The organism is Pseudovibrio sp. JE062, from assembly GCF_000156235.1.
In the GTDB taxonomy this organism is placed as follows: Bacteria; Pseudomonadota; Alphaproteobacteria; order Rhizobiales; family Stappiaceae; genus Pseudovibrio.
Map to the genome: position 1 here is coordinate 417,064 of NZ_DS996806.1, position 26,130 is coordinate 443,193.

Annotated in this window: 25 protein-coding genes; 15 read left to right on the plus strand and 10 right to left on the minus strand. The window is 53.5% G+C overall.

Annotated elements, in window-relative coordinates; genetic code table 11:
* Window positions 1-186 precede the first annotated feature (186 nt).
* Window positions 187-1,785 (plus strand): flagellin, encoded by a 1,599-nt coding sequence (locus PJE062_RS06240; RefSeq protein WP_008547677.1) that lies wholly within the window; start codon window positions 187-189, stop codon window positions 1,783-1,785.
* Window positions 1,786-1,986: 201 nt separating this feature from the next.
* Here PJE062_RS06240 and PJE062_RS06245 read toward each other — a convergent pair whose 3' ends face one another.
* From PJE062_RS06245 to PJE062_RS06260, 4 genes are all read right to left on the minus strand, one after another.
* On the minus strand, window positions 1,987-2,451 hold the full coding sequence (locus PJE062_RS06245; RefSeq protein ID WP_008548124.1) for a hypothetical protein: 465 nt from the start codon (window positions 2,449-2,451) through the stop codon (window positions 1,987-1,989).
* 192 nt (window positions 2,452-2,643) lie between these two features.
* Window positions 2,644-3,144 carry a hypothetical protein gene (locus PJE062_RS06250; RefSeq protein WP_008547704.1) on the minus strand — a complete coding sequence of 167 codons (501 nt, stop codon included), beginning with the start codon at window positions 3,142-3,144 and terminating at the stop codon, window positions 2,644-2,646.
* Window positions 3,141-3,470: a rod-binding protein gene (locus PJE062_RS06255; protein WP_008548023.1), complete on the minus strand. Its 330-nt coding sequence runs from the start codon at window positions 3,468-3,470 to the stop codon at window positions 3,141-3,143. The genes PJE062_RS06250 and PJE062_RS06255 overlap by 4 nt, the downstream gene beginning before the upstream one ends.
* Window positions 3,470-4,588: a flagellar basal body P-ring protein FlgI gene (locus PJE062_RS06260; protein ID WP_037036187.1), complete on the minus strand. Its 1,119-nt coding sequence runs from the start codon at window positions 4,586-4,588 to the stop codon at window positions 3,470-3,472. Before PJE062_RS06260 ends, PJE062_RS06255 begins: the two co-directional genes overlap by 1 nt.
* Before the next feature lie 250 nt (window positions 4,589-4,838).
* On the opposite strand from PJE062_RS06260, the gene PJE062_RS06265 reads away from it, so the two are divergent.
* Both PJE062_RS06265 and dksA read left to right on the plus strand, forming a co-directional pair.
* Window positions 4,839-5,276 (plus strand): flagellar assembly protein FliX, encoded by a 438-nt coding sequence (locus PJE062_RS06265; RefSeq protein WP_008548082.1) that lies wholly within the window; start codon window positions 4,839-4,841, stop codon window positions 5,274-5,276.
* 158 nt (window positions 5,277-5,434) lie between these two features.
* Window positions 5,435-5,851 (plus strand): RNA polymerase-binding protein DksA, encoded by a 417-nt coding sequence (gene dksA, locus PJE062_RS06270; RefSeq protein WP_008548072.1) that lies wholly within the window; start codon window positions 5,435-5,437, stop codon window positions 5,849-5,851.
* 241 nt (window positions 5,852-6,092) lie between these two features.
* On the opposite strand, the gene flgH is transcribed toward dksA, so the two are convergent.
* Genes flgH through flgF form a run of 4 tightly spaced genes read right to left on the minus strand, consistent with a single transcriptional unit; the run spans window position 6,093 to window position 9,369 of the window.
* Entirely contained in the window at window positions 6,093-6,854 is a 762-nt protein-coding gene (gene flgH / locus PJE062_RS06275; protein ID WP_008547729.1) for a flagellar basal body L-ring protein FlgH, read from the minus strand.
* Window positions 6,854-7,822, minus strand: a complete 969-nt coding sequence (gene flgA / locus PJE062_RS06280) for a flagellar basal body P-ring formation chaperone FlgA (protein WP_008547535.1) — start codon at window positions 7,820-7,822, stop codon at window positions 6,854-6,856. The genes flgH and flgA overlap by 1 nt, the downstream gene beginning before the upstream one ends.
* 12 nt (window positions 7,823-7,834) lie before the next feature.
* Window positions 7,835-8,617 carry a flagellar basal-body rod protein FlgG gene (flgG, locus tag PJE062_RS06285; RefSeq protein ID WP_008547920.1) on the minus strand — a complete coding sequence of 261 codons (783 nt, stop codon included), beginning with the start codon at window positions 8,615-8,617 and terminating at the stop codon, window positions 7,835-7,837.
* Window positions 8,618-8,628: 11 nt separating this feature from the next.
* Entirely contained in the window at window positions 8,629-9,369 is a 741-nt protein-coding gene (gene flgF, locus PJE062_RS06290) for a flagellar basal-body rod protein FlgF (RefSeq protein WP_008547825.1), read from the minus strand.
* A 278-nt stretch (window positions 9,370-9,647) separates the two neighbouring features.
* Between flgF and PJE062_RS06295 the strand changes: the two genes are divergently transcribed.
* The 5 genes from PJE062_RS06295 to PJE062_RS06315 all read left to right on the plus strand — a co-directional run bounded on the left by PJE062_RS06295 (window position 9,648) and on the right by PJE062_RS06315 (window position 16,764).
* Window positions 9,648-10,145, plus strand: a complete 498-nt coding sequence (locus tag PJE062_RS06295; protein WP_008547501.1) for a flagellar basal body-associated FliL family protein — start codon at window positions 9,648-9,650, stop codon at window positions 10,143-10,145.
* Between the two features lie 11 nt (window positions 10,146-10,156).
* The gene (gene fliM / locus PJE062_RS06300; RefSeq protein WP_008547509.1) at window positions 10,157-11,386 is read left to right on the plus strand and encodes a flagellar motor switch protein FliM; all 1,230 of its coding nucleotides are present in this window, start codon (window positions 10,157-10,159) and stop codon (window positions 11,384-11,386) included.
* Window positions 11,387-11,388: 2 nt separating this feature from the next.
* The gene (locus tag PJE062_RS06305) at window positions 11,389-11,964 is read left to right on the plus strand and encodes a DUF6468 domain-containing protein (RefSeq protein WP_008548127.1); all 576 of its coding nucleotides are present in this window, start codon (window positions 11,389-11,391) and stop codon (window positions 11,962-11,964) included.
* Window positions 11,961-12,659, plus strand: coding sequence for a MotE family protein (locus PJE062_RS06310; protein WP_008547598.1), 699 nt, complete (start codon window positions 11,961-11,963; stop codon window positions 12,657-12,659). Before PJE062_RS06305 ends, PJE062_RS06310 begins: the two co-directional genes overlap by 4 nt.
* A gap of 106 nt (window positions 12,660-12,765) precedes the next feature.
* Window positions 12,766-16,764: a hypothetical protein gene (locus tag PJE062_RS06315; protein ID WP_208982193.1), complete on the plus strand. Its 3,999-nt coding sequence runs from the start codon at window positions 12,766-12,768 to the stop codon at window positions 16,762-16,764.
* 537 nt (window positions 16,765-17,301) lie between these two features.
* On the opposite strand, the gene fliP is transcribed toward PJE062_RS06315, so the two are convergent.
* Together fliP and PJE062_RS06325 are read right to left on the minus strand one after the other, a co-directional pair.
* Window positions 17,302-18,027, minus strand: a complete 726-nt coding sequence (gene fliP, locus PJE062_RS06320) for a flagellar type III secretion system pore protein FliP (protein WP_037036289.1) — start codon at window positions 18,025-18,027, stop codon at window positions 17,302-17,304.
* Between the two features lie 46 nt (window positions 18,028-18,073).
* Window positions 18,074-19,552, minus strand: coding sequence for a flagellar biosynthetic protein FliO (locus PJE062_RS06325; RefSeq protein ID WP_008547645.1), 1,479 nt, complete (start codon window positions 19,550-19,552; stop codon window positions 18,074-18,076).
* A 445-nt stretch (window positions 19,553-19,997) separates the two neighbouring features.
* Between PJE062_RS06325 and flgB the strand changes: the two genes are divergently transcribed.
* From flgB to cckA, 7 genes are all read left to right on the plus strand, one after another.
* Window positions 19,998-20,402 carry a flagellar basal body rod protein FlgB gene (gene flgB / locus PJE062_RS06330; protein WP_075701806.1) on the plus strand — a complete coding sequence of 135 codons (405 nt, stop codon included), beginning with the start codon at window positions 19,998-20,000 and terminating at the stop codon, window positions 20,400-20,402.
* Between the two features lie 42 nt (window positions 20,403-20,444).
* Complete coding sequence (flgC, locus tag PJE062_RS06335) at window positions 20,445-20,870, plus strand: flagellar basal body rod protein FlgC (protein WP_037036190.1); 426 nt, start codon at window positions 20,445-20,447, stop codon at window positions 20,868-20,870.
* Complete coding sequence (locus tag PJE062_RS06340) at window positions 20,870-21,214, plus strand: flagellar hook-basal body complex protein FliE (RefSeq protein WP_008547424.1); 345 nt, start codon at window positions 20,870-20,872, stop codon at window positions 21,212-21,214. The genes flgC and PJE062_RS06340 overlap by 1 nt, the downstream gene beginning before the upstream one ends.
* A 56-nt stretch (window positions 21,215-21,270) precedes the next feature.
* Window positions 21,271-21,537: a flagellar biosynthesis protein FliQ gene (gene fliQ / locus PJE062_RS06345; protein ID WP_008547725.1), complete on the plus strand. Its 267-nt coding sequence runs from the start codon at window positions 21,271-21,273 to the stop codon at window positions 21,535-21,537.
* 43 nt (window positions 21,538-21,580) lie between these two features.
* Window positions 21,581-22,354 (plus strand): flagellar biosynthetic protein FliR, encoded by a 774-nt coding sequence (fliR, locus tag PJE062_RS06350; RefSeq protein ID WP_008547388.1) that lies wholly within the window; start codon window positions 21,581-21,583, stop codon window positions 22,352-22,354.
* A gap of 10 nt (window positions 22,355-22,364) precedes the next feature.
* Window positions 22,365-23,441: a flagellar biosynthesis protein FlhB gene (gene flhB / locus PJE062_RS06355; RefSeq protein ID WP_008547674.1), complete on the plus strand. Its 1,077-nt coding sequence runs from the start codon at window positions 22,365-22,367 to the stop codon at window positions 23,439-23,441.
* Between the two features lie 92 nt (window positions 23,442-23,533).
* Window positions 23,534-26,098, plus strand: coding sequence for a cell cycle histidine kinase CckA (gene cckA / locus PJE062_RS06360; protein WP_008547951.1), 2,565 nt, complete (start codon window positions 23,534-23,536; stop codon window positions 26,096-26,098).
* The last annotated feature ends 32 nt before the right edge of the window (window positions 26,099-26,130 follow it).

Sequence of the window (26,130 nt, forward strand, 5' to 3'; positions counted from 1 at the left end):
AAAATTTTCACTTTTAAGATCCTCACTATGATCACCGCTACAATCCCTGATTTATTAAGCGCTTGTTAACACGTTCCCCCTTTACTCGCAGGACGGGTAATTGTACCCAATTAAAACTCAGTAATTATTTTGCTGCGTTTGTGACCCAGAAAGGGTCATTCATTATCCTAGAAGGGAATTATAGAAATGGCTGATATTACACTCACCGCAGCGGTGCGCACGAACCTGAACACACTTCAGAGCACTGCTTCTTTGATCAGCGATACTCAAGAGCGTCTTTCCACTGGTAAGAAAGTCAACTCTGCTCTTGATAACCCGAATTCTTTCTTCACCGCGTCTTCTCTGAACTCCCGTGCATCTGACCTGAGTAACCTTCAGGACGATATCGGACAGTCTGTTTCTACATTGGAAGCTGCAGATAAAGGTATTTCTGCGATTGATAAGCTGCTCGATGCTGCAAAAGGTAAAGCAAACCAGGCTTTGCAATCTAAGGACGATGAAACTCGCGCAAAATATGCTGCTGAGTTCAATGAGCTACGTACTCAGATTGAAGACATCGCTAAAGACTCTGGCTATAAGGGCAAAAACCTTCTGGGTGGTGATGGCAACGACTTGCTCGTGAAGTTCAACGAAGATGGTTCTTCGAAGCTGAACATTTCTGCTGTTGATTACACTGATCTAGATTCAGAGAACTCCTCCATTAAACTCGGTGGAATTGATGAAACTATTGGTGAAGTTAAAGAGTTAGACGGAAAGCAGGCGTTTAAGCTCGGTATTACAGCAGATGATATCTTGAGTGCAGCGCCAGGTACAGCAACAGGATCAACTGCTGTTGTTCAGACCGCTGGTCCTAACCCTGCTACAGCCAATACGTTTGCGAAAGATACTCTAGAGCTAGCTGAGGGTGGTTCCTTCACTGTTGGTGGTGAGACGGTCATCGAAGTTACAGACATTACTAAGCTGTCTGATATCACTTCTGCTTTACAGACCAAGATTCGTGAAACAGCTGGTAACCAGGATGCTGAAGTTACGTTGGAAGCTGATGGATCAATTAAGATCGACAAAGCAGCTGCTAACATAGAACTCAAGTACGTAAAAAGCGCCGGTGCTGCTGAAGCAGGGCTAGCTGATGTCGACATCACAGGTGCAGGCGCGAATACAGATACGAATGCTGTAAAGCTGACTGATCTTGAAGGATTTGCGAATGGTGACAAAATCACCTTGCAGAAAGAGGGGGCTACCTCTGGAACAATCCTCGAAATCGATGAGAACACAACAGTTCAAAATCTGATTGATGCGTTTGATGGTGTTGACGGTTTGTCTGCTTCATTTGATGCTGCATCTAACTCATTGGTTGTAGACAATACGACTGTTGGTGACGGTGGTAGCTTCTTTAAAGTAGGCTATCAGGGCGATGGTAACGGCGGTGACCTCGGTGTTTCCTCTAAGCAGCAGATTGAAGCTGATGAGGTTGCACGCGAAGGTCGTGGTTGGGGCTCAGATGCTTTGATCGAGGAATCCCTTGAGCAGGTTCGTCAGGCTCAGTTGGACTTGCGTGCACAGGCTTCTACCTTTGGTACAAACCTGTCTGTTGTGACCAACCGTCAAGACTTTACAGCTGACTTTATCAACACACTCGAGGTTGGTGCTGGTAAGCTGACGCTTGCTGATTCCAACCTGGAAGGTGCAAATCTGGCGGCTCTGAACACTCAGAACCAGATTGCTACTTCTACTCTGTCTCTGGCAACTCAGGCTGGTCAGTCTGTACTGCAGCTTATCCGATAAGCTTCGTTTCAGATTTAGATTTTGGGAGAACGCGCTCATTTTGGGCGCGTTTTTCTTTTGAGTTGGTGTGTGCGTTGTTTTGCGTTTGCATAGCGGGTGGGCCGTTTTTATGTTGTGTTATCGCACACAAAAAAAGAGCCGTGCAGCGGGGGCGGCAGGGCTCTTAGATTAAGTAATTTTGAGGCGTAGAACGCGTTCAGCTTAAGCGGCGTGCTCTTGCTGTGCAGTTGCTTGCTTCGCTTCGTAGGCAGTTGGCTCAACGGCTTTTGCTTCACCACCCAGATTACGCTTTTCTTGTGCTTGTAGCACTTCATCCAGGAAAGCCTGAATGCGGCGAGCCGTTTTAGAAGGAAGTTCATAGATGACTTCGCCTTCTGGCTGCTGTGTCATCGCATAGATCAGCTCTTCGGATTCCTCATCGTAATTGTAACCGCGTTCGACACGGCTCTCTTCATCCTTCGGTTTGCTTGGGATGATGCCTAGGCGGGAGTCTGAGAGGTAGGACTTCTCGGAGGCGGTAGAGTTTTCGGAGGATTCTGAGGAGGCGGTGACAGCCTGAGCGCCGGCGAGTTCAGTTTTTACCTGTTCGGTATCCGACTTCACAGGTGCAGCCTGTGTTGTTAGTGCTTGATGTAAGAGTGTTGGTCTTTGTGCGACTATTTCCATAATGTCCCCCACGTTTTCATTCTCGGACAACTTTATGGGGAATGTTCTTAAATAAGATTAATCTTAATGCTCGAAGTTTACTAAATATTTAGAGAAATACGACTGAAAACCGCCAAATACTCTTATTTTTCAGGGAGTGCTTGGGCGGTCTTCAGGGTATTTCGTTAATATGCACGCTTAATATGGCGTGGATCAGAGGGTTTGGTTAACGGCGATGCCCTGGGCAGATCTCTGAGGTGCGCTCATCATCCCGTTGGCGCCGTAACCTCTTGTTTTCATTTGTGATCCAACAGCCTTGGCAACGGTTTCAATGACGTTGTCAGTAACTGAACGTGCCGTTGAGACAACTTGCAGGTTGGTTTGCAGAATTGGTCTTAAATTGCCGTGGCGTTCCCGCATACGTTGAATGGACTGCGGCGCAAGATTGCCCAGTGCAATTGCGTTGGCGCTCGCGACGCGGATGCCGGAGAGATAGGACTCGATTGCGGCATGCTTTTTGGGGGCAACTGTTGGGAGCTCTGAAATCTGTCCGTCGCGCAGCAGTTCTGTCTCTGCTTCGATAATGGTGACCAGATTCTCCATTGCGGTTTCAAAGTTTTCGCAGAAGACCTCAGCTTGCAGCTGGGTTTGGATCGGTTCTTCTTCAAACGATACTGTACTCTGAACAGTTTCAGCCTCGTAGTGATTGGTCATACTGCGGTCTCTTGAAGTTGTAGTAATTGCGAATGAACTGAAGCTGCAATACCAATGCCGCCAGATTGAGACATTGTGTTGGCGTACTCATTGATCAGCATGGATTTCCACGCATCTGAGCCTTCTTCGGTGCCGTATGTTCCACCTTCATCCAGGCCGGTGAACATGTTTTGCAGCATCTCATTGAGGAACACAGACTCAAATTCCTTAGCTTTTTCCCAGAGCGGGTCTTTGCCTGCGGGTGCGTTGCCATTTGCCTTGGCACCGTTGATCAGCTCTGCTGAGCTTGCCAGAGCAGGTGAGGGGAGTTGTGCTTGTTGCAGCATTAGAGGACCTCAATTTCTGCCTGAAGGGCGCCAGCGGCTTTGATTGCCTGTAGGATGGAGATCAGATCTCTTGGGCCAATGCCTAGAGCGTTCAGGCCATCTACAAGCTGTTGAAGTGTGATTGTTTCGTTGACCAGTGCGAGCTGACGGTTGTCTTCGGTCACCTGAACATCTGAGCGCGGTACAGCTGCTGTGTCACCTTGCGCGAATGGCAGAGGCTGAACGATCTCAGGAGATTCTGCAATTGTTACGGTCAGGTTGCCTTGTGCGACAGCAACAGTGGAAACTTTTACCTGCTGGCCCATGACGATGATGCCGGAGCTTTCGTCGATGACGATCTTCGCTGGCAGGTCCGGCTCTACGATGAGCTGTTCAATGTCGGTGATGAGATCGACAATGTTGCCATCAAACTGCTTCGGTAGTGTCAGACGAACCGTTGCCGGGTCCAGAGGTTCTGCTGTTGGCAGGCCAATCAGCTCATTGATAGCGATTGCGATGCGGCGGGATGTGGTCAGGTCCGGGTTTCGCAGAGCAAGGCGAATGGAGCTAAGTGAAGAGAGTTTGAATTCCACTTCACGTTCAACAAGTGCGCCGTTTGGAATGCGGCCTGATGTTGGAACGCCTCGAACGACCGAGGCAGCTTCGCCCTGTGCTGCAAAGCCAGCAATCGCCAGCGGACCCTGTGCGATGGCGTAGGCTTCACCGTCAGCGCCCATCAGAGGGGTTACAAGCAATGTGCCGCCTTGTAGGTTCTTAGCATCCCCCAATGCGCTCACGGTGACATCAATGCGGGTACCTTGTGTCGAGAACGCAGGAAGGTTGGCTGTTACCATAACGGCGGCAGTGTTTTTGGTGTTCAGGTCAGCTTCGTTGGTGTTGACACCCAAGCGCTCCAACATGGCCTGCAAAGATTGCCGGGTGAACGGTGAGGCGTTCAGCGAGTCACCTGTGCCCTGAAGGCCGACGACGAGGCCGTACCCGATCAGCTGGTTGTCTCGGATGCCTTCAAAATCAGCAATGTCCTTGATCCTGGAGGCGGCGTTTGCCTGTAAGGTCGCGCCAAAAAGGATCAGCAATGCCGTTGCGGCGATTCTACGTAAACTTGCGAAAGAGCGCATTGGTACCCGGCTATACAATTCACACTTGCCGCAATGATGCGAATATTGTGCCAGTTGCCGGGCGTTGTTTGCTAATTTTTAACCTGCTGAATTTACTGGGTATTTTTAGTAGGGGGTGGATAAAAGTTAAAGCACTGCAAATTTTAATGCGGCAATTGTTGCCTGCTTGGTAAAGTTTTTGCGTGATCAGCTCGGCAAATGCGTTCGGGTTTAACTTGTTGTCCAATAATAAAGCTCTGAGGGTAAGGTTTTGCTTGTACGCAGCACTCCGGTTTCTGGTTTGAACTCCACGAGTAAAGTGGGCACAAAACGTCGTAAGGGTTCTGAAGGCGAGCAGGCGGGTGCGTTTGCTATCGAGGAAGAAACCACGACTGTTGCGCAGTCTCAGGCAGGTGTCCCGACCCCTTCACTTCAGGGTGTTGATTCCCTTCTCGCGCTTCAGCAGATGGACGTGCAGGTTGATGACAAGCGCCGTGCTGTTCAGCATGGAAACAAGCTGCTCGATCAATTGGATGCGCTGCGGATTGATTTGCTGCAGGGTAAGGTGCAACCAGAGCGTCTGGAACGGCTTGTTGGTAACTTGTCCATGCAGGTGAAGAGCGGCAATCCTGGCCTCGACAAGGTTGTCGAAGATATTGAATTGCGTGCAAGAATCGAGCTCGCAAAGCTTGGTCACTACGTAGAATAGCCTATCTAGTTACGGTAGTTATGAAGGTTTCCAACCGCATAAGTTGCTGAATACACTGAATAATTGTGTTCTTAGACAATTTCATCTTTTTAGTAGATTGTTGTTTCAGGTTCCTCTCGTTATATTCCAGCCGCCAATATAAATAGGCGGAGTTTCAGATGGCAGTTGATGTCGCAATTGATTATCGTCCATCTCCGGATGAACCATTCATGAACGACCAACAGCGCGAGTACTTTCGTAGAAAGCTGCTTGCGTGGAAGGAAGATATTCTGAAAGAGAGCAAGGAGACCCTTGCTGCGCTTCAAGAAGAGAGCACAAATCATCCAGATCTGGCTGACCGTGCTTCTTCTGAAACCGATCGGTCGATTGAGTTACGTGCGCGCGACCGGCAGAGAAAGTTGATTTCCAAAATTGACGCTGCTCTTGCTCGCATCGAAGACGGATCCTACGGTTATTGTGAAGAGACTGGCGAGCCAATCTCTGTACGCCGACTGGATGCGCGACCTATCGCTACGCTCTCAATCGAGGCCCAGGAAGCCCACGAGCGTCGCGAGAAAATCTATCGGGATGACTGATCCTCTGGGAGACAGGATATCGCCTTTCAAGCTGTGGTCCTAATATTGTAGGCACTATTACTTGAAGTATGACTTTACGAGGGAAGCATAGCTTTGCTGTGCTTCCCTTGTTTAGTTTTGGGGTGGGGCTGGTGCCTTTAAAAGAAAACGAGCCCGGCATGCTGGGGAGCATTTTGCCGAGCTCGCTTTATGTACCGCTCAAGCCGGGGAGCTTATTGAGCGGCGTTGGGTTCTTTGAACTTTAGAATGGAAGAACGATGTCGAGCACCTGGCTGCCATAGCGTGGTTGCTGCGCGACAGAAATCTGTCCGCGTCCACCGTAGCCGATGCGTGCTTCAGCGATCTTTGTGCTCTCAACCGTGTTGTCTGATGCAATGTCTTGCGGACGGATAACACCTGCTACGATCAACTCGCGTACTTCATGGTTCACGCGGACTTCCTGACGGCCTTCGATGACAAGGTTTGAGTTTGGCAAAACTTGTGTCACCACTGCGGCGACCGTTGTCTTCAAGCTCTCCGTGCGGTCGATTGAGCCGCTGCCTTGGAAGGTATCAGAGCTGTTGATGGAGGCGAGGGCGTCGGCAGACGCGCTGGCAGGAAGGGCCAGTGTGTTGATCGCTGCTCCCAGTGCGCCGCCAGCACCAGAGTTCTTTGCATCACTGCGGGAGCTTCTGGAGGAGTTCTCGAAAGCTGCTTCGTCAGAGATTGTGACATTGACTGTTACGATATCGCCAATACGCTTTGCGCGCTGATCCTGAAAGAATGCACGATTGCCTGTGCGCCAGAGTGAGTTGGCGTTGTAGCGTTCCGTTTCTTTCACTGGCATCGGCATTTGAACAGGGCGGTAGCCCGGCTGGGTGCGTGGATCCTGAATTGCAGTCAATGCAGGTTCCTGACCAACCTTGGAAAGCTTGTCAGCTGTTTCACAGCCCGCAAGAGCCAAGAGGCCAATTGCGACTGCAGCGTATTGTTTGAGTTTGTGTGCTGAAGAAGTTCTGGACATCAACGGTTCCCCAGTACAGCCGCGACTTGCGTGTTGGAAGTGGTTACGACGGCAATGTTTTTGCCAATTACCTCTGCAAGGATTGTTTTCTTTGAGGTTGGGTTCAGGATCTCGATCAGGTCGTTTTTGCCGCCTTCAGATTTGGCTTTGCCCTGAGTGGAGATGTTCATGCCCGGGATTTTGTAGAGCACAGTCACCTTCGCGCCACGTTTTACCAGAACAGGTGTGCTGACGTCGCGTGGGGTGATTGTAGAGCCGGAGCGCATATTTCGGCGCACTTCCATACCAATGAGATCGGCAGCAGCAAGAAACTCACGTCCTGCATAACGGGAAGCTGGCTTGCGTTCCTGGCGGACATCGTTTGCGGTGATGATAGCGCCGCGATCCAGATTGCGAGCGAGTGTTGTGATGGAGACCATTTGAGAAGCGTTGCCAATGACGGAAATCGGTTTGCTCTGGCCTTCCTGCACGACGTTCAGGATCGCTTTGAAGCGTGCTGTGCGCGGTGTCCAGTTGATGTGGCCGATGGTCAGCGGTGAAATAGCGTTTGCGTCTGCTTGCAGGTTCACCGGAAGTGGTGAGCTGAAGGAGATCTCGATTTCATCCGGCTGCACGCTGGCGCGCTCAGCAAATGCATTGCGCAGAATGTCTGTGATCAGCACTTCATCAACCGGTATGGACAGGCGGTGCACGCTCACGGTGGTGAGGCCGTTGGTGTCTGCCTGAATAAAGCCAGCCGCTTGTGCTTGCTGCGCGATGATCAGCGCCGAAACGTTACCTGTGGTTCCCAGGTCTGGGCTGCGGAAGATTGGTGTTTGCGCCAAATCTCCAGCTTCGGTGTAAAAATCACCGATGGTCACGACTGGGCCTGTGACGTTCACTGTTGGGCGCAGGGTTGGAGCGGCGATTGCGCTGCCAGCTGCCAGCGCGATCAGGCCTGCGAAGAATGTGATTGCCAGCTTTCTCATCAGATCAACCCCTTAGCGAAGGTTCGTTGTCGTGGAGTACATCTCATCGGCTGCCTTGATGATCTTGGAGTTCATCTCATAGGCGCGCTGAGCGGAGATCAGGCTGGAAAGCTCGGTCACAGCATCAACATTTGATGATTCCAGGTGACGCTGCAAAATGTTGCCGAAGCCTGCGGTACCTGGGTTGTTGAGCTGTGGCGGGCCGCTTGCTGGTGTTTCGAGAAAGAGGTTGTCGCCGATTGCTTCAAGGCCTGCCTGGTTGGTGAAGCGGGCCGTTTCCAGCTGGCCGAGGTTCAGAACCTGATCATTGTCGTCCATCGCCTGTACGAGGCCCTGAACGTTGATGGTTACATCACGAGCGTTGTCCGGAATGGTGATACCTGGCTGAACAGGGTAGCCGTCTTTTGTCACCAGCTGGCCGGTCTGAGAGCGTGCGAAGGAGCCGTCTCGGGTGTAGCCGATTGTTCCGTCCGGGCGTTGGATCTGGAAGAAGCCTTCACCGCGGATGGTTACATCGTATTCGTTGCCGGTCTGGGTGACGGAGCCCGGTGACATGATGCGGGTTGTTGCAGCGGTGCGTACACCTGAGCCAATCTGCACGCCGTTTGGAACGATGGTACCGGCGTCAGAGGTTTCAGTACCCATGCGACGCTGGTTTTCGTAGAGCAGATCCTGAAAGTCTGCGCGCTGGCGCTTATAGCCAGTGGTGCGCATGTTAGCCACGTTGTTTGAAATGACTTCGACGTTCAGTTCCTGAGCTTTCATGCCAGTTGCGGCGATGTGTAGGGCTTTCATGGTCCTGCTCCTTAAGCTTCAACCGATCCAAGTTCGCGGATGGAGCGCTGACGGAGTTCGTTGCGCTGCGACATCATCTTGGACACGCTTTGATATTGACGGGTGATTTCGATCATGCGGGAGATTTCGCGAACGCCTTCCACGTTGGAGCCTTCAAGAGCTCCCTGAATGACGGTCGGGTTGTTTGCTGGGATCGGGTTCAAGCCGGAAAACAGGTTCACGCCAACGTGCTTGAGCTCTTGGCGGTTGTCGAAGGTGTAAACATCTAAGCGGCCAATTTCGCCTTGGCCCGTGGAGATAACACCTTCTTTGGTGATGGTGATTTCACCATCTTCAGGATTGATTTGGATTGGAGCGCCATCAGCCAGAACTGGCAGGCCGCCGTCGGTCACGAGTGTGCCTTCAGGGTCAATCGCGAGGCTACCGGCGCGTGTGTAGAACTGTTCGCCCTCGGCGCCAGTTACAGCAAGATAGCCGTCACCTTCAATTGCAACGTCCAGCGGATTGCCGGTTAGTTGAATTGAACCCTGTGTCAGAACTGTTGCCGTGCCCACGTCCTGCGTAAAGGACAGAGGGCGGTCCGGGCGCTGAAACTCAGTCGCCTGCGCGGTTGGCATCAGGTATTCCTCAAAGATGAGCCTTTGAGCCTTGTAGCCAGTCGTATTGATGTTAGCCAGATTGTTGGCCACCACATCCAAGTTCCGACGAAGGGCACTTTGACGTGACAAGCCGATCAGCTGTGCGTTTTCCATTTTATGCTCCCCAGCATTGCGACAGGTCTCCCCAGACCCGCAGCGCCAAGGTTCTTGCAGGAGTTGTGCCAGTTTGAGACTTTGGCTGAATTCTGCTGTTTTGATGGAGTGGGAGGCAAAATATCTGTTAAGTATCTGATAAAATATGCCTACTTTAATTTCCTAGTGGGCAAAAATTGCTTAGTAATGACGTATTAACCATTTGGTAATCTTTGTTAACCAATTAGGTTATATTAACAATTGTTAAACCTTTGATTGCGATTCACCGGGACGCAAAAATGGCAGATGCAGAACTGCAAAATACCGAGGATGAGGGTAAATCCGGCAAGCGCAAGATCGTGATCGGTGCGATTGCTGGCGTTTTGCTGTTAACCCTTGGTGTGGGCGGTGCATATGTAATGGACTGGATCAATCTGGGTGACACTGCGACCGTCAAACGAGCTGATGGTACGGTGGAGCAGATTGAAACCAAGCCCGTCGTCTTCTACGACCTGCCAGAAATGACGGTGAACCTTTCTACTCAGGGCCGCACAACCTATCTGAAAGTCCGCATTGCTCTTGAAGTTGAGAGCGACAGCATGGTTTCTCAAGTGGAGCCTTATCTTCCTCGCATTCTTGATGCTTTCCAGATTTACCTTCGCGAGCTGCGCCCTGCTGATCTTGAGGGATCTGCTGGTCTGTTCCGTTTGAAGGAGCAACTTCTGCGCCGCATCAACTCTGCAATCTATCCAGCCAAGGTCGAAGGGGTTCTCTTTAAAGAGATCCTGATCCAGTAGGGGAGCGGCATATGTCAGATACCGATAGCCTCCCTGAAAACGAAAACATGGACGACGCCTGGGACGCAGCCCTTTCTGAAGGTGGCAGCGGTGATAGCGACGAAGATCTTGCTGCTGCCTGGGGTGCTGCGCTTCAGGAACAAGGTGTAGAAGGCGGCGAAGAGGCTGCAGCTCAATGGGCTGCAATGATCGACGACAGCGAGCCGGACCTTGAAAGTGCGTCTCGCGGTGCGGACCGTATCCTCAATCAGGAAGAGATCGACAACCTTCTGGGCTTTACGCTGGATGGTTCTCTGACCGGTGATGAAGGCGGAATTCGCGCGCTCATCAACTCGGCGATGGTGTCTTATGAGCGCCTGCCGATGCTTGAGATTGTCTTTGACCGTCTTGTGCGTCTGACAACAACTTCTCTGCGCAACTTCACGTCGGATAATGTTGAAGTCTCTTTGGACTCCATGACCAACGTGCGCTTTGGTGACTATCTGAACTCCATTCCACTTCCTGCGATCCTTGGTGTGTTCAAGGCAAAGGAATGGGACGGGTTTGGGCTTGTTACCGTTGAAAGCTCTCTGATCTATTCCATCATTGATGTGTTGCTTGGCGGTGGCCGTGGGTCTTCACCAACACGTGTTGAAGGTCGTCCTTATACGACGATTGAGAGCAATCTGGTTCGTCGGATGATCGAGATCATCTTGCTGGATGCGGAGCAGGCTTTTGGGCCGCTTTCGCCAGTAAGCTTCCCGCTTGAGCGTCTTGAGACGAACCCACGCTTTGCTGCTATCTCCCGTCCGGCAAACGCTGCTATCATGGTTGAGCTGCGTATCGACATGGAAGATCGCGGCGGCAAGGTTGAGATTGTTCTGCCTTATGCGACCCTTGAACCTATCCGTGACCTGCTTCTGCAGATGTTCATGGGTGAGAAGTTCGGGCGTGATCCTATTTGGGAAGAGCACCTTGCAACGGAGGTTTACTCCTCTGAAGTGCAGGTTGATGCCGTCCTTTATGAAAATACCATCCCGCTCCAGCGGGTTCTTAATCTGGAAGTCGGTCAGACATTGCTGTTTGATACCGGCCCTCGCGATCCCGTTCAGGTGAAATGCGGTGGGGTGCAGTTGACAGAGGGCCTCATGGGCCATGTTGATGACCGAATTTCTATCGAAATTTCAAAGAAGCTGAAGCAGCCGAAAATGACGCTCGCCGCTTTTGAGAAGTCCCTGCAAAGCGAACTGGAGACAAACTAGTCATGTCCCTAGGTCTTATCATTGAATGCATTGTTGCTGTTCTTCTGGTGATCACCATCGGCTACTGCTGGACGCTTAACCGACGTCTCAGCCGCCTGCGGTCTGATGAAGAGTCTCTGCGTGCCACGATTTCTGAGCTGATTACAGCAACGGAGATTGCAGAGCGGGCGATCCTGGGTCTCAAGTCTACTGCCGGCAATGCAGACCGTACTCTTGGGGCGCGTCTTGGTGAGGCTGAGGCTGTTTCCCGTAAGCTGACTGATCAGCTGGGTGCTGGTGAAGATGTTCTGGACCGTATCGGCGGCGTTGCAGACCGGGCTCTGGCAGATCGTGATACGCGTGTGGCTGCGCCTGCAGCTCACGCTGCTCCTGCTTCGCGCACATACGAGACCGCAGCTGAGGGACTTGCTGCCGGAATCATTGCGGATCAGGAGTTTGCTCAGCCGGTTGAACCGCGCAGTGCACCAGCTCCGAAGGCTCCGGCACGCTCTGTAACCCGCGATATTCGTGAGGCTGCAAACGAATCCGCTGCGCGTCTTGAACGCTTTCGCAGGCAAGCGCAGGACCGCGTAGCATGAAACTGAGACTTCTTCCGATCGTCGTTTTTGCTGGTAGCTCCCTTCTTGTTTTGAAGCTGCTTGGGTTCTTTCTCGGTGACACTTATCCGATCGGTGCTGTTCGTGTTGCGGATGCTCAACAGTCCGCACCTGCTGTAGCTGAAACGGAAGCAGCGCCAGATCCAAGCGTGCTGCCAAATCCTTCTGGTGCCAGGAAAATTCAGGTTGCTCAGAATGCCGAGGGCGTGAAGAACAGCGGTGTTCCGACGAACTCTGTGTCTGAGCTTGCTGTTCTGAATAGTCTTGGTAATCGCCGTGATGCGCTGAACCAGCGGGAGAAAGATCTGGAGCTGCGGGCGCAGGTTCTTGCAGCGGCTGAAGCGCGTTTGAACAAGCGTTTTCAGGAGCTGAAAGCGCTGGAAGCGAAGATCGATTCTGAAGTTGAGCGCAAAGAAAAGCAGGCTGCGGAAGAGATCATGGATCTGGTGAAGATCTACGAGAGCATGAAGGCCAAAAATGCTGCGCGTATCTTCAACCGTCTGGATCTGGACATCATGCTGAAAGTGGTCAAGCAGATGCAGCCACGGAAGATGGCGGATGTGCTTTCTGAGATGGATCCGGAGATGGCTGAGCAGCTCACCATTGCTCTGGCGGCTGGTGAAAGCCGCAATGTGAAGACCACTTCCACAATTCTCCCGAAGATTCAGGGGAATTAACGGAACCAATTGGCGGTTTTTCGCTCCTGATGCTGGAGTCTGTAAGCTTGCGTTAATAGCCAATTGTTACAGATACCTAATTAATTTTAGGGAGTAAGAATCGGGCATGCGCGACTTTGGGGGCGACAATGGGGATAGGCAGAAGCGTTCCTTTCTGCGCGCCACTTTACCATACTTGCCGCGTCGTGCCTTGCATGGAGCACGCATTGTGAAGGTCAAAGGCAAAGCCTGGCTTGTCTCCCTGATGCTTGCCACCACTGCGCTGGGAAGCAGCGTTTTGAGTGCGTGGGCCGAGCCTGCTCCGGCTGTTGTTGAGGTTGAAGACACCGGCACCTTTGCGCGGATGGTGATTACATTCCCGGACCGCTCGCTCTTGCCTCCCTATGAAGCATCCATTTCCACCAGCGTTCTGCGCATCTCTTTCCCTGAAGGGATTGAGGCGGATGTAGATGATGTGCCGGAAGCGCTGATGGATTATATCTCCATTGCCCGTACTGATCCTGATGGTGCGGCGCTGCGTTTTGCTTTGCGCCAGCCGCTGAACATCAACAGCATGGAAGCGGGTGAGAAGCTGTTTATTGATCTTCTGCCTTCCAGCTATGAAGGGCGTCCTCCTTCGTTGCCACAGGATGTGGTGGATGAGTTGGCGCGCCGGGCTGCGGAGGCGCTTGAGCGTGTCCGGGTGCTGGAAGAAGCAAATGCGCTTGAAGATCAGGAAATCAAGGTCAAGCTGCGGATCGGGGAACATCCGACGTTTACGCGTCTGATCTTTGATTGGAACGTGAACGTTGGCAGCTCGTTTGAGCGCAATGGAAACAACATTCGCGTCAAGTTTGACCAGGCTGCTGATCTGGATCTTTCGCAGTTCAAGGCCAGTTTGCCGCGAACGGTTTTGGACGTGGCTTCCAAGACCCGCGACAATGATCTCATCTTCAACATGATTGTTGATCCGCGTGTTGATGTGCGTTCGTTTCAGGAAGGTAAGCAGCTGATTGTGGATGTGACGCCTGAGGATATCGGGCAGTTGGATCCGCGTGTTGCTGAAGTCCGTGACGAGTTGTTTGGCAATGGTGATGTTCCTCAGGGAGCGGCCAATGTAATCAATACGTTGGGTGATAAGAACGCGTCTGCTCCGGCTCCTGTGGCTGCTCAACAGTCTGCAAATGCGCCGGGCAGTTTGATGCCTGCACCGCAGCAGGTGCAACAGCCTCAGCCTCAGCCTCGTGAAGAGGCGGAAGGGCTTGAGTTCGCGCAGATGCCATTGCCTGTCGCCAAGCCTGAGCTTGAGCGGATTGGAGAGCCTGTCGACCGACTGACTCCTGCGGATATTCCGCAGTCGAAGCCATCGGAAGAAGATCTTCGTGCTGCTGCTGAGCGCGCACCAGAGGTCGCTGAGCGGGAAGTTGTGGCTGAAGCGCCTGCGCTGGAAGCTGCTCCAGCACCTGCTACTCAGGAAACAGCTGAGGCTCCTACTGCTGAGGTTATTCCGGAAACGGATCTGATTGCTGAAGTTGTCAATGCGGGTGGGCAGACGTCTATTCCACTGGCACTTGATGATGAAGTTGCGAAGCAGAGTGAGCCGGTGATTGCGACGGCGCCTGTGGTGACGGATGTTGCTGAGGACTTGCCGATTGCACGCCGGGCTTCCGCTGAGAGCATCGTTCAGGAAGAGAATGATGCTGCTGGTCAGGTTGTTGGTGTTGAAACATATCGCATCGGGGATACTGTGCGTCTCGTCTTCCCGTTTGAAGGGGAAGTAGGGGCTGCTGTTTTCCGCCGGAATGACAAGGTCTGGGCTGTCTTTGATAGCACTGAGCATCTTGATGGGCGCGGTATTCCCGCCGTTTTGAGCGATCTGGCTCGTAACGTTGAGCTTGAAGAAGTTGATGCAGCACAGGTGCTGCGGTTTGACCTGAAGCGGACCACGCTGATTTCCATCGAGTATCAGGATGAAGCCTGGGCGATTACTCTGGGGCCTTCCATCTCGACAAAGACCGAGCCGGTTGATGTGGAGCGGAACGTTCAGGGCGATGGCTCCAATGTTCTGCGTTTGCCGTTTGGTGAGAGTGGGCGTCTTCATGTGTTGACGGACAAGAGCGTTGGTGATCGCATTTATGTGGTCAGTGGGGCTGCGCCTGTTCGCGGTATTTTGAAATCGCATCGGTTCCCTCAGGTTCAGATCCTGCGGAGCTCGCAGGGGCTTGCTGTTGTTCCGAGTGCGGATGGCATTGATGTTGAGCTTTCCGGTGAAGACTTGGTGATCTCCCGGCCTGATGGGTTGAAGATTTCCAATCGTGGGCTTTCCAAAGGGACGACCATTGGCGCTCATGTGAAAGATCCGACCCAACCGGGATTGATTGAGTTTTCTCAGCTGCATCAGCAGAAGCCTGAGGATTACATGCGCAACCTTCGTGCTCACGAAGAGGCTATTGCGCGGGCTGATCCTGAAGAGCTGAGCGGTCCGCGGTTGGATATGGCGCGTTTTTTTCTCTCTAGCGGGTTTGCTCAGGAAGCCATTGGCACTTTGCGGATCATGGAAGAAGACGATCCGCTTATCGAGAAAGACGCCACGTTTAACGTGATGATGGGTGCTGCGCAGATGTTGGCAGCGCGTCCGGGAACGGCACTGGAATATTTGGCAGCGCCAGAACTGGCGAGCAGTCCTGATGCTGCGGTTTGGCGGACCTTTGCGCATTCCTCGTTGGGGGACTGGCAGGGGGCGCATGCCAATCTGGGGCGTGGGCTTGCTGTTATGGCGAACTACCCGGTGATGCTGCAGGTGTATTTCAACCTTGCTGCTGCGAAGACGCATCTGGCGCTTGGCAACTACGGCAAGGCGCTTGGGGCACTTTCTCAGATTGAGCCATCTGATGTGAACGAAGAGCAGGCGATCCAGTACGACTTGCTGCGTGGCCGGATTGCGGATGCGTCTGGTCGATCGCAAGAAGCGCTGGATGTTTACGATCTGGTGGTGCGCTCCAGTGATGGGCCGGAGGCGGCAGAAGCGAAGTTTCTGAGTGTGAAGCTGCGCTATCGCGATGGTTTGATTGATGCGGATGAGGCTCTCTCCGAATTGGAAGGTCTGGCCGCTTCCTGGCGTGGTGATGAGACTGAGCTGAAAACCTTGCGTTTGATGGCTCAGCTGCATGCGCAGGAAGGCAATTATCGCCGGGCGTTTGAGGCGATGTCTCAGGCAGTGCAGTCTGATGCGGGCGCTGAGATCACCTCGAATATTCAGCAGGAAATGGGCTCTGTTTTTGCAACTCTGTTCCTTGAAGGCAAAGCGCAGGCTTTGGAGCCTGTGAAGGCGCTTGCGTTGTTCTATGACTTCCGTGAGCTGGTGCCTGCGGGTCGTCAGGGTGATGAAATGGCCCGGATGCTGGCCAGCCGGTTGATCGACATGGATCTGCTGGATCAGGCGGCCTCTGTGTTGCGGCACCAGATCGACAAGCGCCTGAAGGGGGCTGCCCGTGCGCAGATCGCGGCTGATTTGGCTGTTGTTTACTTGCTCAACCGGAAGCCGGAGGAGGCGCTTCGTGTGCTTTCTCAAACCCGTCAAGGGCAGTTGCCAGCAGCGTTGCAGCGTCAGCGGAACATTGTTGAGGCGCGTGCTCTGAGTGAGAGTGGCCGACCTGACCTTGCGCTGGAACTGGTCCGCAACATGTCCGGATCTGACGTGGACCGTTTGCGTGCTGATACGCTTTGGTCTGCACGGTCCTGGCAGAAGGCGGGTGAGCAACTGGAGCAGATGAATGGCAGCCGCTGGTCGGATGAAGTGCCGCTGGCTGATCATGAGCGTGTTGATGTGATCCGTGCGGCGATTGCCTACACACTGGCTGAGGACAGTCTGGGGCTTGAACGTTTGCGCCAGAAATACTCTCAGAAGATGAGCCAGTCTCCTCAGGCTGAGACTTTTGAGGTCGTGACGCGGCCGATTGAAGACCGCGGTGTTGAGTTCCTCAATGTGGCCAAGTCAATCGGGGGCGGGGATAGTTTGGTGTCCTTCCTTGAGGAGTACAGACGTCAGTACCTGTCGGCGACACCGATTGTTCCGACCGAAGAGGCTTCGCTCTATCCCAACGATAAGAGTGAAGGTGCGGCTTAAGCCGGTTTTTCCTGAAACCACTTTAGCACCGCTGGGTTATCCCGGCGGTGTTTGTGTTTGAGGACCCCGTTTCAACGGGTGGAGCAAGGCGAACAGGCTCTGCCTGCGCTACTTGTTAGGTATGTTTCTTCGGCATTGGCTGTTCGCCTCGCCCGGGCCTTTTCTCATGAACACGCGGGCTCCCTCTCGGACAGACGCGACAGGCACGTTTGCGCATCATAGATGCGCTTTCATGCCTTTGACAGTTTCCTGTCACCACCGGACGCCCTCCGGAACGACCCCAAGCTCCCTACTACCACTGTGGTCTCAATAGGGTATGGCGCTTCACCGGACCTCCCGACACGATACGTTACCTCATGCCGGTAGCCCAACCCCGCCCACGCCACGGAGCGGACGGTCCACTCCTGCCCGAATGCGTGGGCACGAGAGATAGGATAGGGCGGATTTTGGGAAGGGGGGATAAGTTTTGTGAGGGTGTCGCCAGAGCTTAGTGAAATGCTGCCAAGCCCTGACGTACTTTCTGTGATTAGAGCGGCGCTAACCGCCGAAACTTCGGACCAGACTGCCCGCGATCAGTTGCCAGCCGTCGACAAGCACAAAGAAGATAAGCTTGAAGGGCAGGGAGATCACGATTGGTGGCAGCATCATCATACCCATGGACATGAGAACGGATGCGATCACGAGGTCGATGATCAGGAACGGGAGATACAGCAAGAAGCCGATCTCGAATGCGCGACGCAATTCACTGATCATGAAGGCTGGTACCAGAACACGGAGGCTGAGATCCTCTGGTGTTTCTGGTGTCGGTGCCTTGGCGAGTTCCTGAAAGAGCAGCAGATCAGATTCACGCACTTGCTGACGCATGAACTGATGGAATGGCTCGGAGGCACGCTCAAAGGCTTCCTGCGGCTCGATGGTTCCTTCAATCATGGGCTTTGCGCCCAGATCCCATGCGGTTTCAAAGGCAGGCATCATGACGAATGCTGTCAGGAACAAGGCAAGGGAAAGCATGACCGCGTTTGGTGGGGCAGTCTGCAAACCGATGGCTGAGCGGAGCAGGGAGAGCACCACAACAATACGTGTGAAGCTCGTCACCATGATCAGGATGCTTGGCGCAAGAGAAAGCACCGTTAACAGCATGACCAGCTGAACGGCGCGCTCTGTTACGGAATCGCCTTCTCCACCGCCGAAGTCAATTGAGATGCTTTGTGCGGCGGCAGGACCAAACCAGAAAAGAAAGAGAGCGAAAACCAAAAGGCCAATTTGCCCTTTGCTTCCGCCCAACTTTGCTTTCACCAATCCCGCAAAATTATTTAGTGTTGGCCTCAATGTCATCTAGCAGGTCTGCCATTTCCTTTGCGATGCCATCCATGGCTTCTTGCGGGTCTTCTTTAGGTGGTGTTTTGTCAGTTTTCTTCGCAGCTGGCTTCGAAGCTTTTGGCTTCTCTTCCTGTTTTGGCTGCTTGGCAGGCTCTTTGGCCTTTTCAGCTTTTGCAGGCTTCTTCGCCTCAGACTTTTCTGCCGGCTTCTGGTCCTCAGCTTTCGCAGGCTTTTGCTCTGCTGCTGGCGTTGCTTCTGCTTCCGTCTTGGCTGCAGGTTCTTTTGCTACAGGCTCTTTTGGCTGTTCGGCAGGTTTTGCCTCAGCTGCCTTTTCCGGCGTTGCTGCTGGTTTCTCAGCAGCCTGCTTTTCTGGAGTTGCAGCTGGTTTGTCTGCTGGAGCTGCTTCCGGCTTCGGCTCTTCCTTCTTTTCGTCCTGTGCTTTGGCTGGAGCCTCGTTGACACGTGGACGCATGAAGGCGCTGGCTGCCTTTGCTGCCGGGCCATTCATTGGTGGCCGCATTGCAGCTTTTGGAATTGGCTTGTTGGATGGCGCTGTCTCAACCTTTGGCTCTTCAGCTTTTACAGCAGGTTTTTCAGCAACTGGTGCCTTAGGTTCAGCGGCCTTCGGTGCTGGCTTCTCTACGGCAGGTGCCTGAGGCTCAGCTGCTTTTGGCGCAGGCTTTGGCTGGTTGAAGCCAACATTACGTGCAGGTGCCGGACGTGCGGAGATCGGACGGGCTGCTACCTTCTGAACGCCACGGGCGCCGCCGATGGTTGGCGTTTGAAGCGCTGTTGGCTTGTTTGCTGTAGCCGCTGGAGCAGGAGCTGCTGCCATCGGCTTTGCAGCGCGAAGTGGTGCAGTCTGTGGTGCTGCGATAACTTTCTCGCGCTGAGGTGCTGCAACCGTTGGCGCAGGCACTGCCACTGCTGGCTGAACAGGTGCCTTGGTTTCCGGCGTCTGTTTTGGATCAGGACGCGTAACCGGTGCTGGCTTTGGTTCTGCCGGAGCAGGAGCCGGGGTTGGCGCTGGAGCGGCCTCTTCTCCCCAGTTCAGGCGAGCGGTTGGTTCGCCCGTTCCCTGTGCCTGCTCAACGGCTGCTGGTGCTGCACCGGTCTGGCCATTACCTGCGTACATCTGTTGTCCGCGCGGCGGCGTAGAAACCGGCATGCCGCGGATGATGCCCTGTTCGACCACAACATCATTTGCCCCACCAATCATGATGAGGTGCTCGACATTATCTCTGCGCACGAGGAGAAGTCTGCGTCGCGCATCAATGTCGGTTGCATCCATGATGGCCAGGCGAGGCTGGCGACTTCGCGAACCTTTGTAGCTGGTTCGGGCAAAGCGTTTCAAAAGCGGAATGCACACCGCGATGAGAACCGCGATAATCAGCATGGCCAGTACGACAGCAAGAAGCTGCGCGCTTCCCTGAGACATACCGGTGGTTTGGGCCAGCCAGTCAGGCATGAATGTTCCTCAACTCGTATTCAACATTCAGCGGACCATCTGCATGAGCAAACAGCCCGGAACTGGGGTACGAATCCCCGCATTAACTCATGCGCGCATTTGTAACCTATAGTTTATGTAGAATGAACAGTTTAGAAGGGTGAAGTTTGTGGCGTTACCCGAGTTTTTGCGCGAAAATCGCGAAATGGGCCTCTTGGCTAGGTGAATTTTGCTAGCTGGGCAAAATTTTCCACTCCCGCTGCCGCAATTCTTAATAGGTTCTGAAGGTGTTGATTCTGTCCGGTGACTCGTCGGAGCGTGATTTTGGCTATTCCCCTGCTTTTTAAGGATTCTTCGGTGTGTAATTCTTAATGGAACCTTAATATTAACCTTTTGTTAACCATTGCCTAGGCACTTTCTTCCTAGTTTAATTTAACAAATCTGTTCTCATAGGTTGTGCTGTCAGATGGCCTTAACTGATCTCCCGATGTTTCAGGCGTTGCGCCAGAAAATGCAATGGCACCAACAACGTCAGGGTGTGCTTGCGGAAAACGTCGCAAATGCGGACACGCCGGGATACCGCAGTAAAGACCTTAAGGAACTGAGCTTCTCCGACATGGTGGATGCTGAGCAGGGAACCGGGGCGCTGCGCCCTGTGGTGACGAGTGCCGGGCATATTACCAGCGGGGGCATCAGCGCGGGCGTTGGGACGAAAGTTTCCAAGGCGTCCAGCTTTGAAAGAACACCGGATGGCAACAGCGTGGTTCTTGAAGAGCAGATGATGAAGATCGCTCAGAACCAGATCGACTATCAGACTGCGACGAGCCTTTATTCGCGCAGCCTTGGCATGTTGAAGAGCGCGCTGAAGTGATGATTGAGAGCAGTTGCTGTGATGTGAGCGGCATCAGAGCAAATGTGGGAGGGGCCCATGGATTTTATTAAGTCGATGTTTATTGCGGCGTCCGGTCTGAAAGCTCAGACGGGTCGTATGCGTGTGATCGCAGAAAACATTGCGAACGCTGATTCCACTGGTCAGACACCAGGTGAGGATCCGTATCGCCGTAAGGTTCCTACATTTTCCAGCAGCTTTGACGCCAAGGTTGAGGCTGAGCTGGTGAAGCTTGGCCGAGTTCGTGAGGACAAAAGCGAGTTCAAGCTGCGTTATGAGCCAGACCATCCGGCAGCGAACGACAAAGGCTATGTGAAGATGCCGAATGTGAATACGCTGGTTGAGATGGCGGACATGCAGGAAGCTACACGCTCTTATGAGGCAAACCTGAACGTAGTGAAGTCTTCCCGCTCCATGATGCAGAAAACACTCGACATTCTTAGAGGTTGATGACCGGTTGGCTGACACCGGAAGGAGATACAATCATGTCTAATGCTTCTATTGCTGCAAGTGCATATGCAAACACAGCAAAGCTGAGCAATCCGCTTGAAGCTGCCAGTGAGACTGGTGATAAGAGCGGTGCCTTTGGCAATATGGTCCAGTCTGCGATCAGCGAGATCAATGAGAGTGGCCAGATTGCTGATGTGCAGTCTCTCGATCTGCTGCAGGGCAAGGCCAATGTGGTGGATGTTGTGACCGCTGTTGCTGAGACCGAGCTGGCTCTGGAAACCGTTGTTTCTGTTCGTGACCGCGTTATTTCTGCGTATGAAGAAATTATGCGGATGCCAATCTGATTGGTTCGCTTTATGTGAGGTGTCAGTGAACTAAGGGAAATGGTGGTTAGAACACAATGACCGGAGCAGAAGTGCTGGATATTGCCAGCGAAGGCATATGGACACTTATTCTGGTGTCGGCCCCCGTTATGCTTATCGGGCTTCTGGTTGGTGTGATTGTGGCGCTGTTTCAGGCACTGACACAAATTCAGGAACAGACGCTGGTGTTTGTTCCCAAGATCCTGAGCATCTTCATTGCGTTGCTTGTGACACTTCCCTTCATGGGGGAGTTGATGAATTCTTTTACAAACCGCATTGCCGGGTTGATTATCTCCGGATATTGAGCGAGATACAGCGCAAGGCGACGCGCATTCTGGGGGCAATTCTGTGACGATCAATCTGGATTTTTTACCGGTGATCGTCGTTAGCTTTCTGCTGATGTTTGCGCGTATTGGTACGATGATCATGCTCGTGCCAGCGTTTGGTGAAACCTTCATTCCTGTTCGCGTTCGTCTGACCATCGCTCTGCTGCTAACCTATGTGTTCCTGCCAATCAACTCCAATCTCTATCCTGATGATGTGATGAGCAGCTTGCCCAAGCTTCTGGCGTTGCTGGGCGGGGAGCTGATGGTCGGGTTCTTCATTGGTTTGTCCATGAAGCTGATTTCCTATGCACTCTCTGTGGCTGGTACGATCATGGCGAACCAATCCGGCCTTGCGTTTGCGATGGGCGGGGATGCGACGAACTCCGGTCAGCAGGGAGCGTTGATGGGCAACTTCCTCAACGTGCTGGGCATTTGCATGGTGTTCGTGACGAACCTGCACTACGTGATGATTGCGGCCATGCAGGACAGCTTTGTGCTGTTTCCTCCCGGCAATCCGCTGCCGGTTGGTGACCTTTCCACGCTGGCGGTTGAGACGGTGACGCACATGTTCTCCGTGGCTGTGCGTCTGGGCGCACCGTTTATTGTGGTCGGGATCGTGTTTTACTTCAGTCTGGGCTTGCTGAATAAGCTGATGCCTCAGATGCAGATCTTCTTCATCGCCATGCCGGTCAACATTATGATCGGCTTTGGCATCTTTCTGCTGCTGCTTTCCACTCTGATGGGCTACTATCTGTCAGAGTTCCGCGAAGCACTTCAGCCGTTCCTTTTGAATTAGCGAGGAGCTGATGGCTGAAGATACCGACGATTCGGAGAAAACCGAGGACCCCACGCAAAAGCGGCTCGATGATGCATTCGAGAAAGGGGACATACCAAAATCGCAGGAAGTGAGCTCGTGGTTCTCGTTGGTGGGTACCGCTTTGGTGATATCTTTCCTCGCGCCCACAATGGTTTCGAGCGTTTCTACGATTTTAAAGGGATTTTTTGCCCATGCGGACACAATTGCTGTTGATCCGGGTGCGCTTGTTTTCCTTTTAGAAATAACTGGGCCCGAAATACTTGGTGTGGTGGCACTGCCGTTGCTGACGCTCATGGCGCTCGCCGTGGTTGGAAACGTGGTTCAGCATAAGCCGCTTTGGACTGCGGAGCGATTGAAGCCGAAGCTGAACAAGATCTCGCCGCTTTCAGGGATGAAGAGACTGTTCTCCAAAGACAGCCTCGCCAACTTCCTGAAGGGGCTGGTAAAGATCATTGCGGTGGCGGCGGCGGTTTTTCTGGTGTTGTGGCCAGAAAGAGACCGGTTGGACACGGTGGTGTTCAGAGAAACGGGCCTTGTGCTGGAGGAGGTTCGTGAACTCGCCATTATGGTGATTGGGGCAATTCTTGCGCTTATGACTGTTGTTGCCGGGGCCGATCTGGTCTGGCAGCGCAAAAAATGGTTCGAAAAGCAGAAGATGACCCAGCAGGAAGTGAAAGAGGAATACAAGCAATCTGAGGGTGATCCCAAGATTAAAGCCAAAATTCGAGAGTTGCGCCTTCAGCGTTCACGCAACAGAATGATGGCAAGTGTGCCGGATGCGACGGTTGTTATTACAAACCCGACCCACTACGCGGTTGCTCTGAGCTATGAAGAGGGCATGGGAGCGCCGCAGTGTGTTGCGCTCGGGGTGGATGACTTGGCGCTCCGCATTCGAGAGGTTGCGAAAGAATCTGATGTGCCGATCGTGGAGAACCCTCCACTGGCACGTGCGTTGTACGCATCGATTGAGTTGAACGATTATGTGCCTGAGGAGCACTACGCCGCGGTTGCGAAGGTGATTGGTTATGTCATGCAGCTGCGTAAAAAGAGGAGCTGGCGGTCTTAACAGCGCGGGAGTGCTGGAGTGTCGGCTTTTGAGCGGATTATTCTCATGGCGAAAGAGTCAAGGTGTCTGCGGGTAGCCGTAGAGAGGGTAAGATGACAAAGACCGAAGCGCGGCGACCTGAGCCGGTGATTGACAGGACAGACAAGGGGGGCAGCCTTGGGGCCTTGATGCTGCTTGCACTCGGCCTTGTCGCAGCAACAGCCGCTTTCGCGTTGATGCGCAAAGAACAGGCCGAGCCTTACATTCTGGGGCTGCTGGGTGTTCTGGCCGTTGTTGGGGTGTTCTCGCTGTTTGCCATGGCCATTGGCCTGTTACGGTTCATCTCCAAATCCCATCGCAACCCGCTGGCCGAATCCTTTATGAACTCGCTGGATGACGGCGTGTTGCTGGCTGATCATAATGGCCGCATCATCTACGCCAACCAGTCCTATGCTGAGCTGACAGGTGCGCGCGGGCCAGCTGATGTGCGTACAGTTGAGCGAGTGTTCTCCTCAGATCCGGACGCGGCAGATGCCATATTCCGGCTTTCGCAAGCCGTGCGAACCGGGCGATATGCGACAGAAGAAGTGCGCCTGCCGAATGCTGTTGGCGAGGTTGCCAGTGGTGCACGCTGGTATCGCATTACGGTTCGCCCGCTGGAACAGGATGCAGCTGTTGGCGTGGATAGCGGCATTACCATCTGGCAGGTTTCTGACATTACTCGTGATCGCACCGAGCAGGAAAATTCCTTCCAGGAGCTGCAACGCGTGATCAACTTCCTTGATCATGCCCCTTGCGGATTCTTCTCGTCTGACAGCACTGGCAAGCTGGTTTACCTGAATGCAACGCTTGCGGATTGGCTTGGCTATGATCTGACCCAGTTCATCTCCGGCGAACTGTCTTTGAAAGACATCGTGCGCGGAGAAGGGGCTGCTCTGGTTGAGGCGCTGCAGGGTTCTGAGGGTGAGGTTAAAACCGAGAGCTTTGATATTGATCTGGTGACCCGCAGCGGCACAGGCCTGCCGGTTCGTCTTGTGCACCGTGTTCCGTTTGGGGCCGATGGCCTTGCTGGTGACAGCCGAACGCTGGTGATCAACCGTTCTGCTGGCAATGATGATGAAGAAGCGCTGCGTGCTGCCGAAGTGCGCTTCTCTCGCTTCTTCAACAACACACCGGTCGCGATTGCCTCTATTGACAAGAATGGCCGCGTTGAGCGCACCAATGGTCCGTTTATGCGCCTGTTTGAGCAGGGCGAGGGCCTTGGCAAAGACGTGAAGCTGACCGAGTTTGTGGCTGAGAATGATCGTGCTGCCTTGCAGGGCGCGCTGGAAGAAGCTGCGCTGGGCAAGAGCGAGATTGCTCCGCTGGATGTCTCGCTTGAGGGCAATGGGGATCCGCGTTCCGCGACCTTCTACGTGTCTGCTGTTCAGGATGGGCAGGCTGGTGAAGATGCCGCTGTGATTTACGTTCTTGAGACCACTCAGCAGCGCGCGTTGGAAGCTCAGTTTGCGCAGAGCCAGAAGATGCAGGCGATTGGCCAGCTGGCTGGTGGTGTTGCGCATGACTTCAACAACGTTCTGACCGCGATTATCGGCTTCTCTGACTTGCTGTTGGCAAGCCACCGTCCGACGGATCCAGCCTTCCAGGACATCATGAACATCAAGCAGAATGCGAACAGAGCGGCGGGCCTTGTGCGCCAGTTGCTTGCGTTCTCCCGCCGTCAGACACTGCGACCGCAGGAGCTGGCGCTGGCGGATGTGCTGGCGGATGTTTCCATCCTTCTGGATCGCCTGCTGGGTGAGAAGATTGAGCTGAAGCTGGTGCATGGCCGTGAGCTGTGGCCAGTGATGGCTGACGTGAACCAGCTGGAACAGGTGATCGTGAACCTCGCGGTGAACGCGCGTGATGCGATGGAGGGGGGCGGTGAAGTTTCCATCCGGACGCTAAACGTGGACGAGGACGCTTCCAAGACCTACGAGAACACACGCGGTATGCCTCCGGGTGAGTACGTGCTGATTGAGGTGGCCGATAACGGTCACGGCATGTCTCAGGACGTGATGGACAAGATCTTCGAGCCGTTCTTCTCGACCAAAGATGTCGGCAAAGGCACAGGTCTTGGGCTCTCTACTGTTTATGGCATTGTGAAGCAGACCGGCGGTTATGTTTTCTGCACCAGTGAGGTTGGTGTCGGCACCACGTTCCGCATCTTCTTCCCGCGCCACATCACCACCGAGAAGGAAGAGGTGGTTGAGGTTAAACCTGAGCAGGAAGCGACCGAAGCGGATCTGACAGGTTCTGCAACTATTCTTCTTGTTGAAGATGAAGAGGCTGTGCGGGCCTTTGCAGCACGAGCGTTGAGTGGTCGTGGCTATGAGGTGTTTGAAGCTGGTTCTGGCACTGAGGCACTGGAAGTGATGGAAGAGACAGGCGGGGCGGTCGACCTTGTGGTTTCTGATGTTGTGATGCCGGAAATGGATGGGCCAAGCTTGCTGATTGAGCTGCGTAAGACACGTCCTGATCTGAAGATCATCTTTGTTTCCGGCTATGCTGAGGATGCGTTTGAGAAGAACCTGCCGGCGGAGGAGAGCTTTACCTTCCTGCCGAAGCCATTCACGTTGAAACAGCTGGCAACCACGGTGAAAGAAACGTTGGAAGCCAAGACACAGGAACGGGCTTAGCCTTTTCTCACTTTGAAATACAAAAGCCGGAG

What these genes read in the sequence shown, in the direction of transcription:
- flgA (WP_008547535.1), bottom strand. Translation starts at nt 7,822, where the DNA reads ATGAGAAAGCTGGCAATCACATTCTTCGCAGGCCTGATCGCGCTGGCA.
- PJE062_RS06295 (WP_008547501.1), top strand. Translation starts at nt 9,648, where the DNA reads ATGGCAGATGCAGAACTGCAAAATACCGAGGATGAGGGTAAATCCGGC.
- flgG (WP_008547920.1), bottom strand. Translation starts at nt 8,617, where the DNA reads ATGAAAGCCCTACACATCGCCGCAACTGGCATGAAAGCTCAGGAACTG.
- PJE062_RS06255 (WP_008548023.1), bottom strand. Translation starts at nt 3,470, where the DNA reads ATGCTGCAACAAGCACAACTCCCCTCACCTGCTCTGGCAAGCTCAGCA.
- dksA (WP_008548072.1), top strand. Translation starts at nt 5,435, where the DNA reads ATGGCAGTTGATGTCGCAATTGATTATCGTCCATCTCCGGATGAACCA.
- PJE062_RS06315 (WP_208982193.1), top strand. Translation starts at nt 12,766, where the DNA reads ATGCGCGACTTTGGGGGCGACAATGGGGATAGGCAGAAGCGTTCCTTT.
- PJE062_RS06340 (WP_008547424.1), top strand. Translation starts at nt 20,870, where the DNA reads ATGACCGGTTGGCTGACACCGGAAGGAGATACAATCATGTCTAATGCT.
- PJE062_RS06240 (WP_008547677.1), top strand. Translation starts at nt 187, where the DNA reads ATGGCTGATATTACACTCACCGCAGCGGTGCGCACGAACCTGAACACA.
- flgB (WP_075701806.1), top strand. Translation starts at nt 19,998, where the DNA reads ATGGCCTTAACTGATCTCCCGATGTTTCAGGCGTTGCGCCAGAAAATG.
- fliQ (WP_008547725.1), top strand. Translation starts at nt 21,271, where the DNA reads ATGACCGGAGCAGAAGTGCTGGATATTGCCAGCGAAGGCATATGGACA.
- PJE062_RS06260 (WP_037036187.1), bottom strand. Translation starts at nt 4,588, where the DNA reads ATGCGCTCTTTCGCAAGTTTACGTAGAATCGCCGCAACGGCATTGCTG.
- cckA (WP_008547951.1), top strand. Translation starts at nt 23,534, where the DNA reads ATGACAAAGACCGAAGCGCGGCGACCTGAGCCGGTGATTGACAGGACA.
- flhB (WP_008547674.1), top strand. Translation starts at nt 22,365, where the DNA reads ATGGCTGAAGATACCGACGATTCGGAGAAAACCGAGGACCCCACGCAA.
- flgF (WP_008547825.1), bottom strand. Translation starts at nt 9,369, where the DNA reads ATGGAAAACGCACAGCTGATCGGCTTGTCACGTCAAAGTGCCCTTCGT.
- PJE062_RS06325 (WP_008547645.1), bottom strand. Translation starts at nt 19,552, where the DNA reads ATGCCTGACTGGCTGGCCCAAACCACCGGTATGTCTCAGGGAAGCGCG.
- PJE062_RS06310 (WP_008547598.1), top strand. Translation starts at nt 11,961, where the DNA reads ATGAAACTGAGACTTCTTCCGATCGTCGTTTTTGCTGGTAGCTCCCTT.
- PJE062_RS06245 (WP_008548124.1), bottom strand. Translation starts at nt 2,451, where the DNA reads ATGGAAATAGTCGCACAAAGACCAACACTCTTACATCAAGCACTAACA.
- flgC (WP_037036190.1), top strand. Translation starts at nt 20,445, where the DNA reads ATGTGGGAGGGGCCCATGGATTTTATTAAGTCGATGTTTATTGCGGCG.
- PJE062_RS06250 (WP_008547704.1), bottom strand. Translation starts at nt 3,144, where the DNA reads ATGACCAATCACTACGAGGCTGAAACTGTTCAGAGTACAGTATCGTTT.
- fliM (WP_008547509.1), top strand. Translation starts at nt 10,157, where the DNA reads ATGTCAGATACCGATAGCCTCCCTGAAAACGAAAACATGGACGACGCC.
- flgH (WP_008547729.1), bottom strand. Translation starts at nt 6,854, where the DNA reads ATGTCCAGAACTTCTTCAGCACACAAACTCAAACAATACGCTGCAGTC.
- PJE062_RS06305 (WP_008548127.1), top strand. Translation starts at nt 11,389, where the DNA reads ATGTCCCTAGGTCTTATCATTGAATGCATTGTTGCTGTTCTTCTGGTG.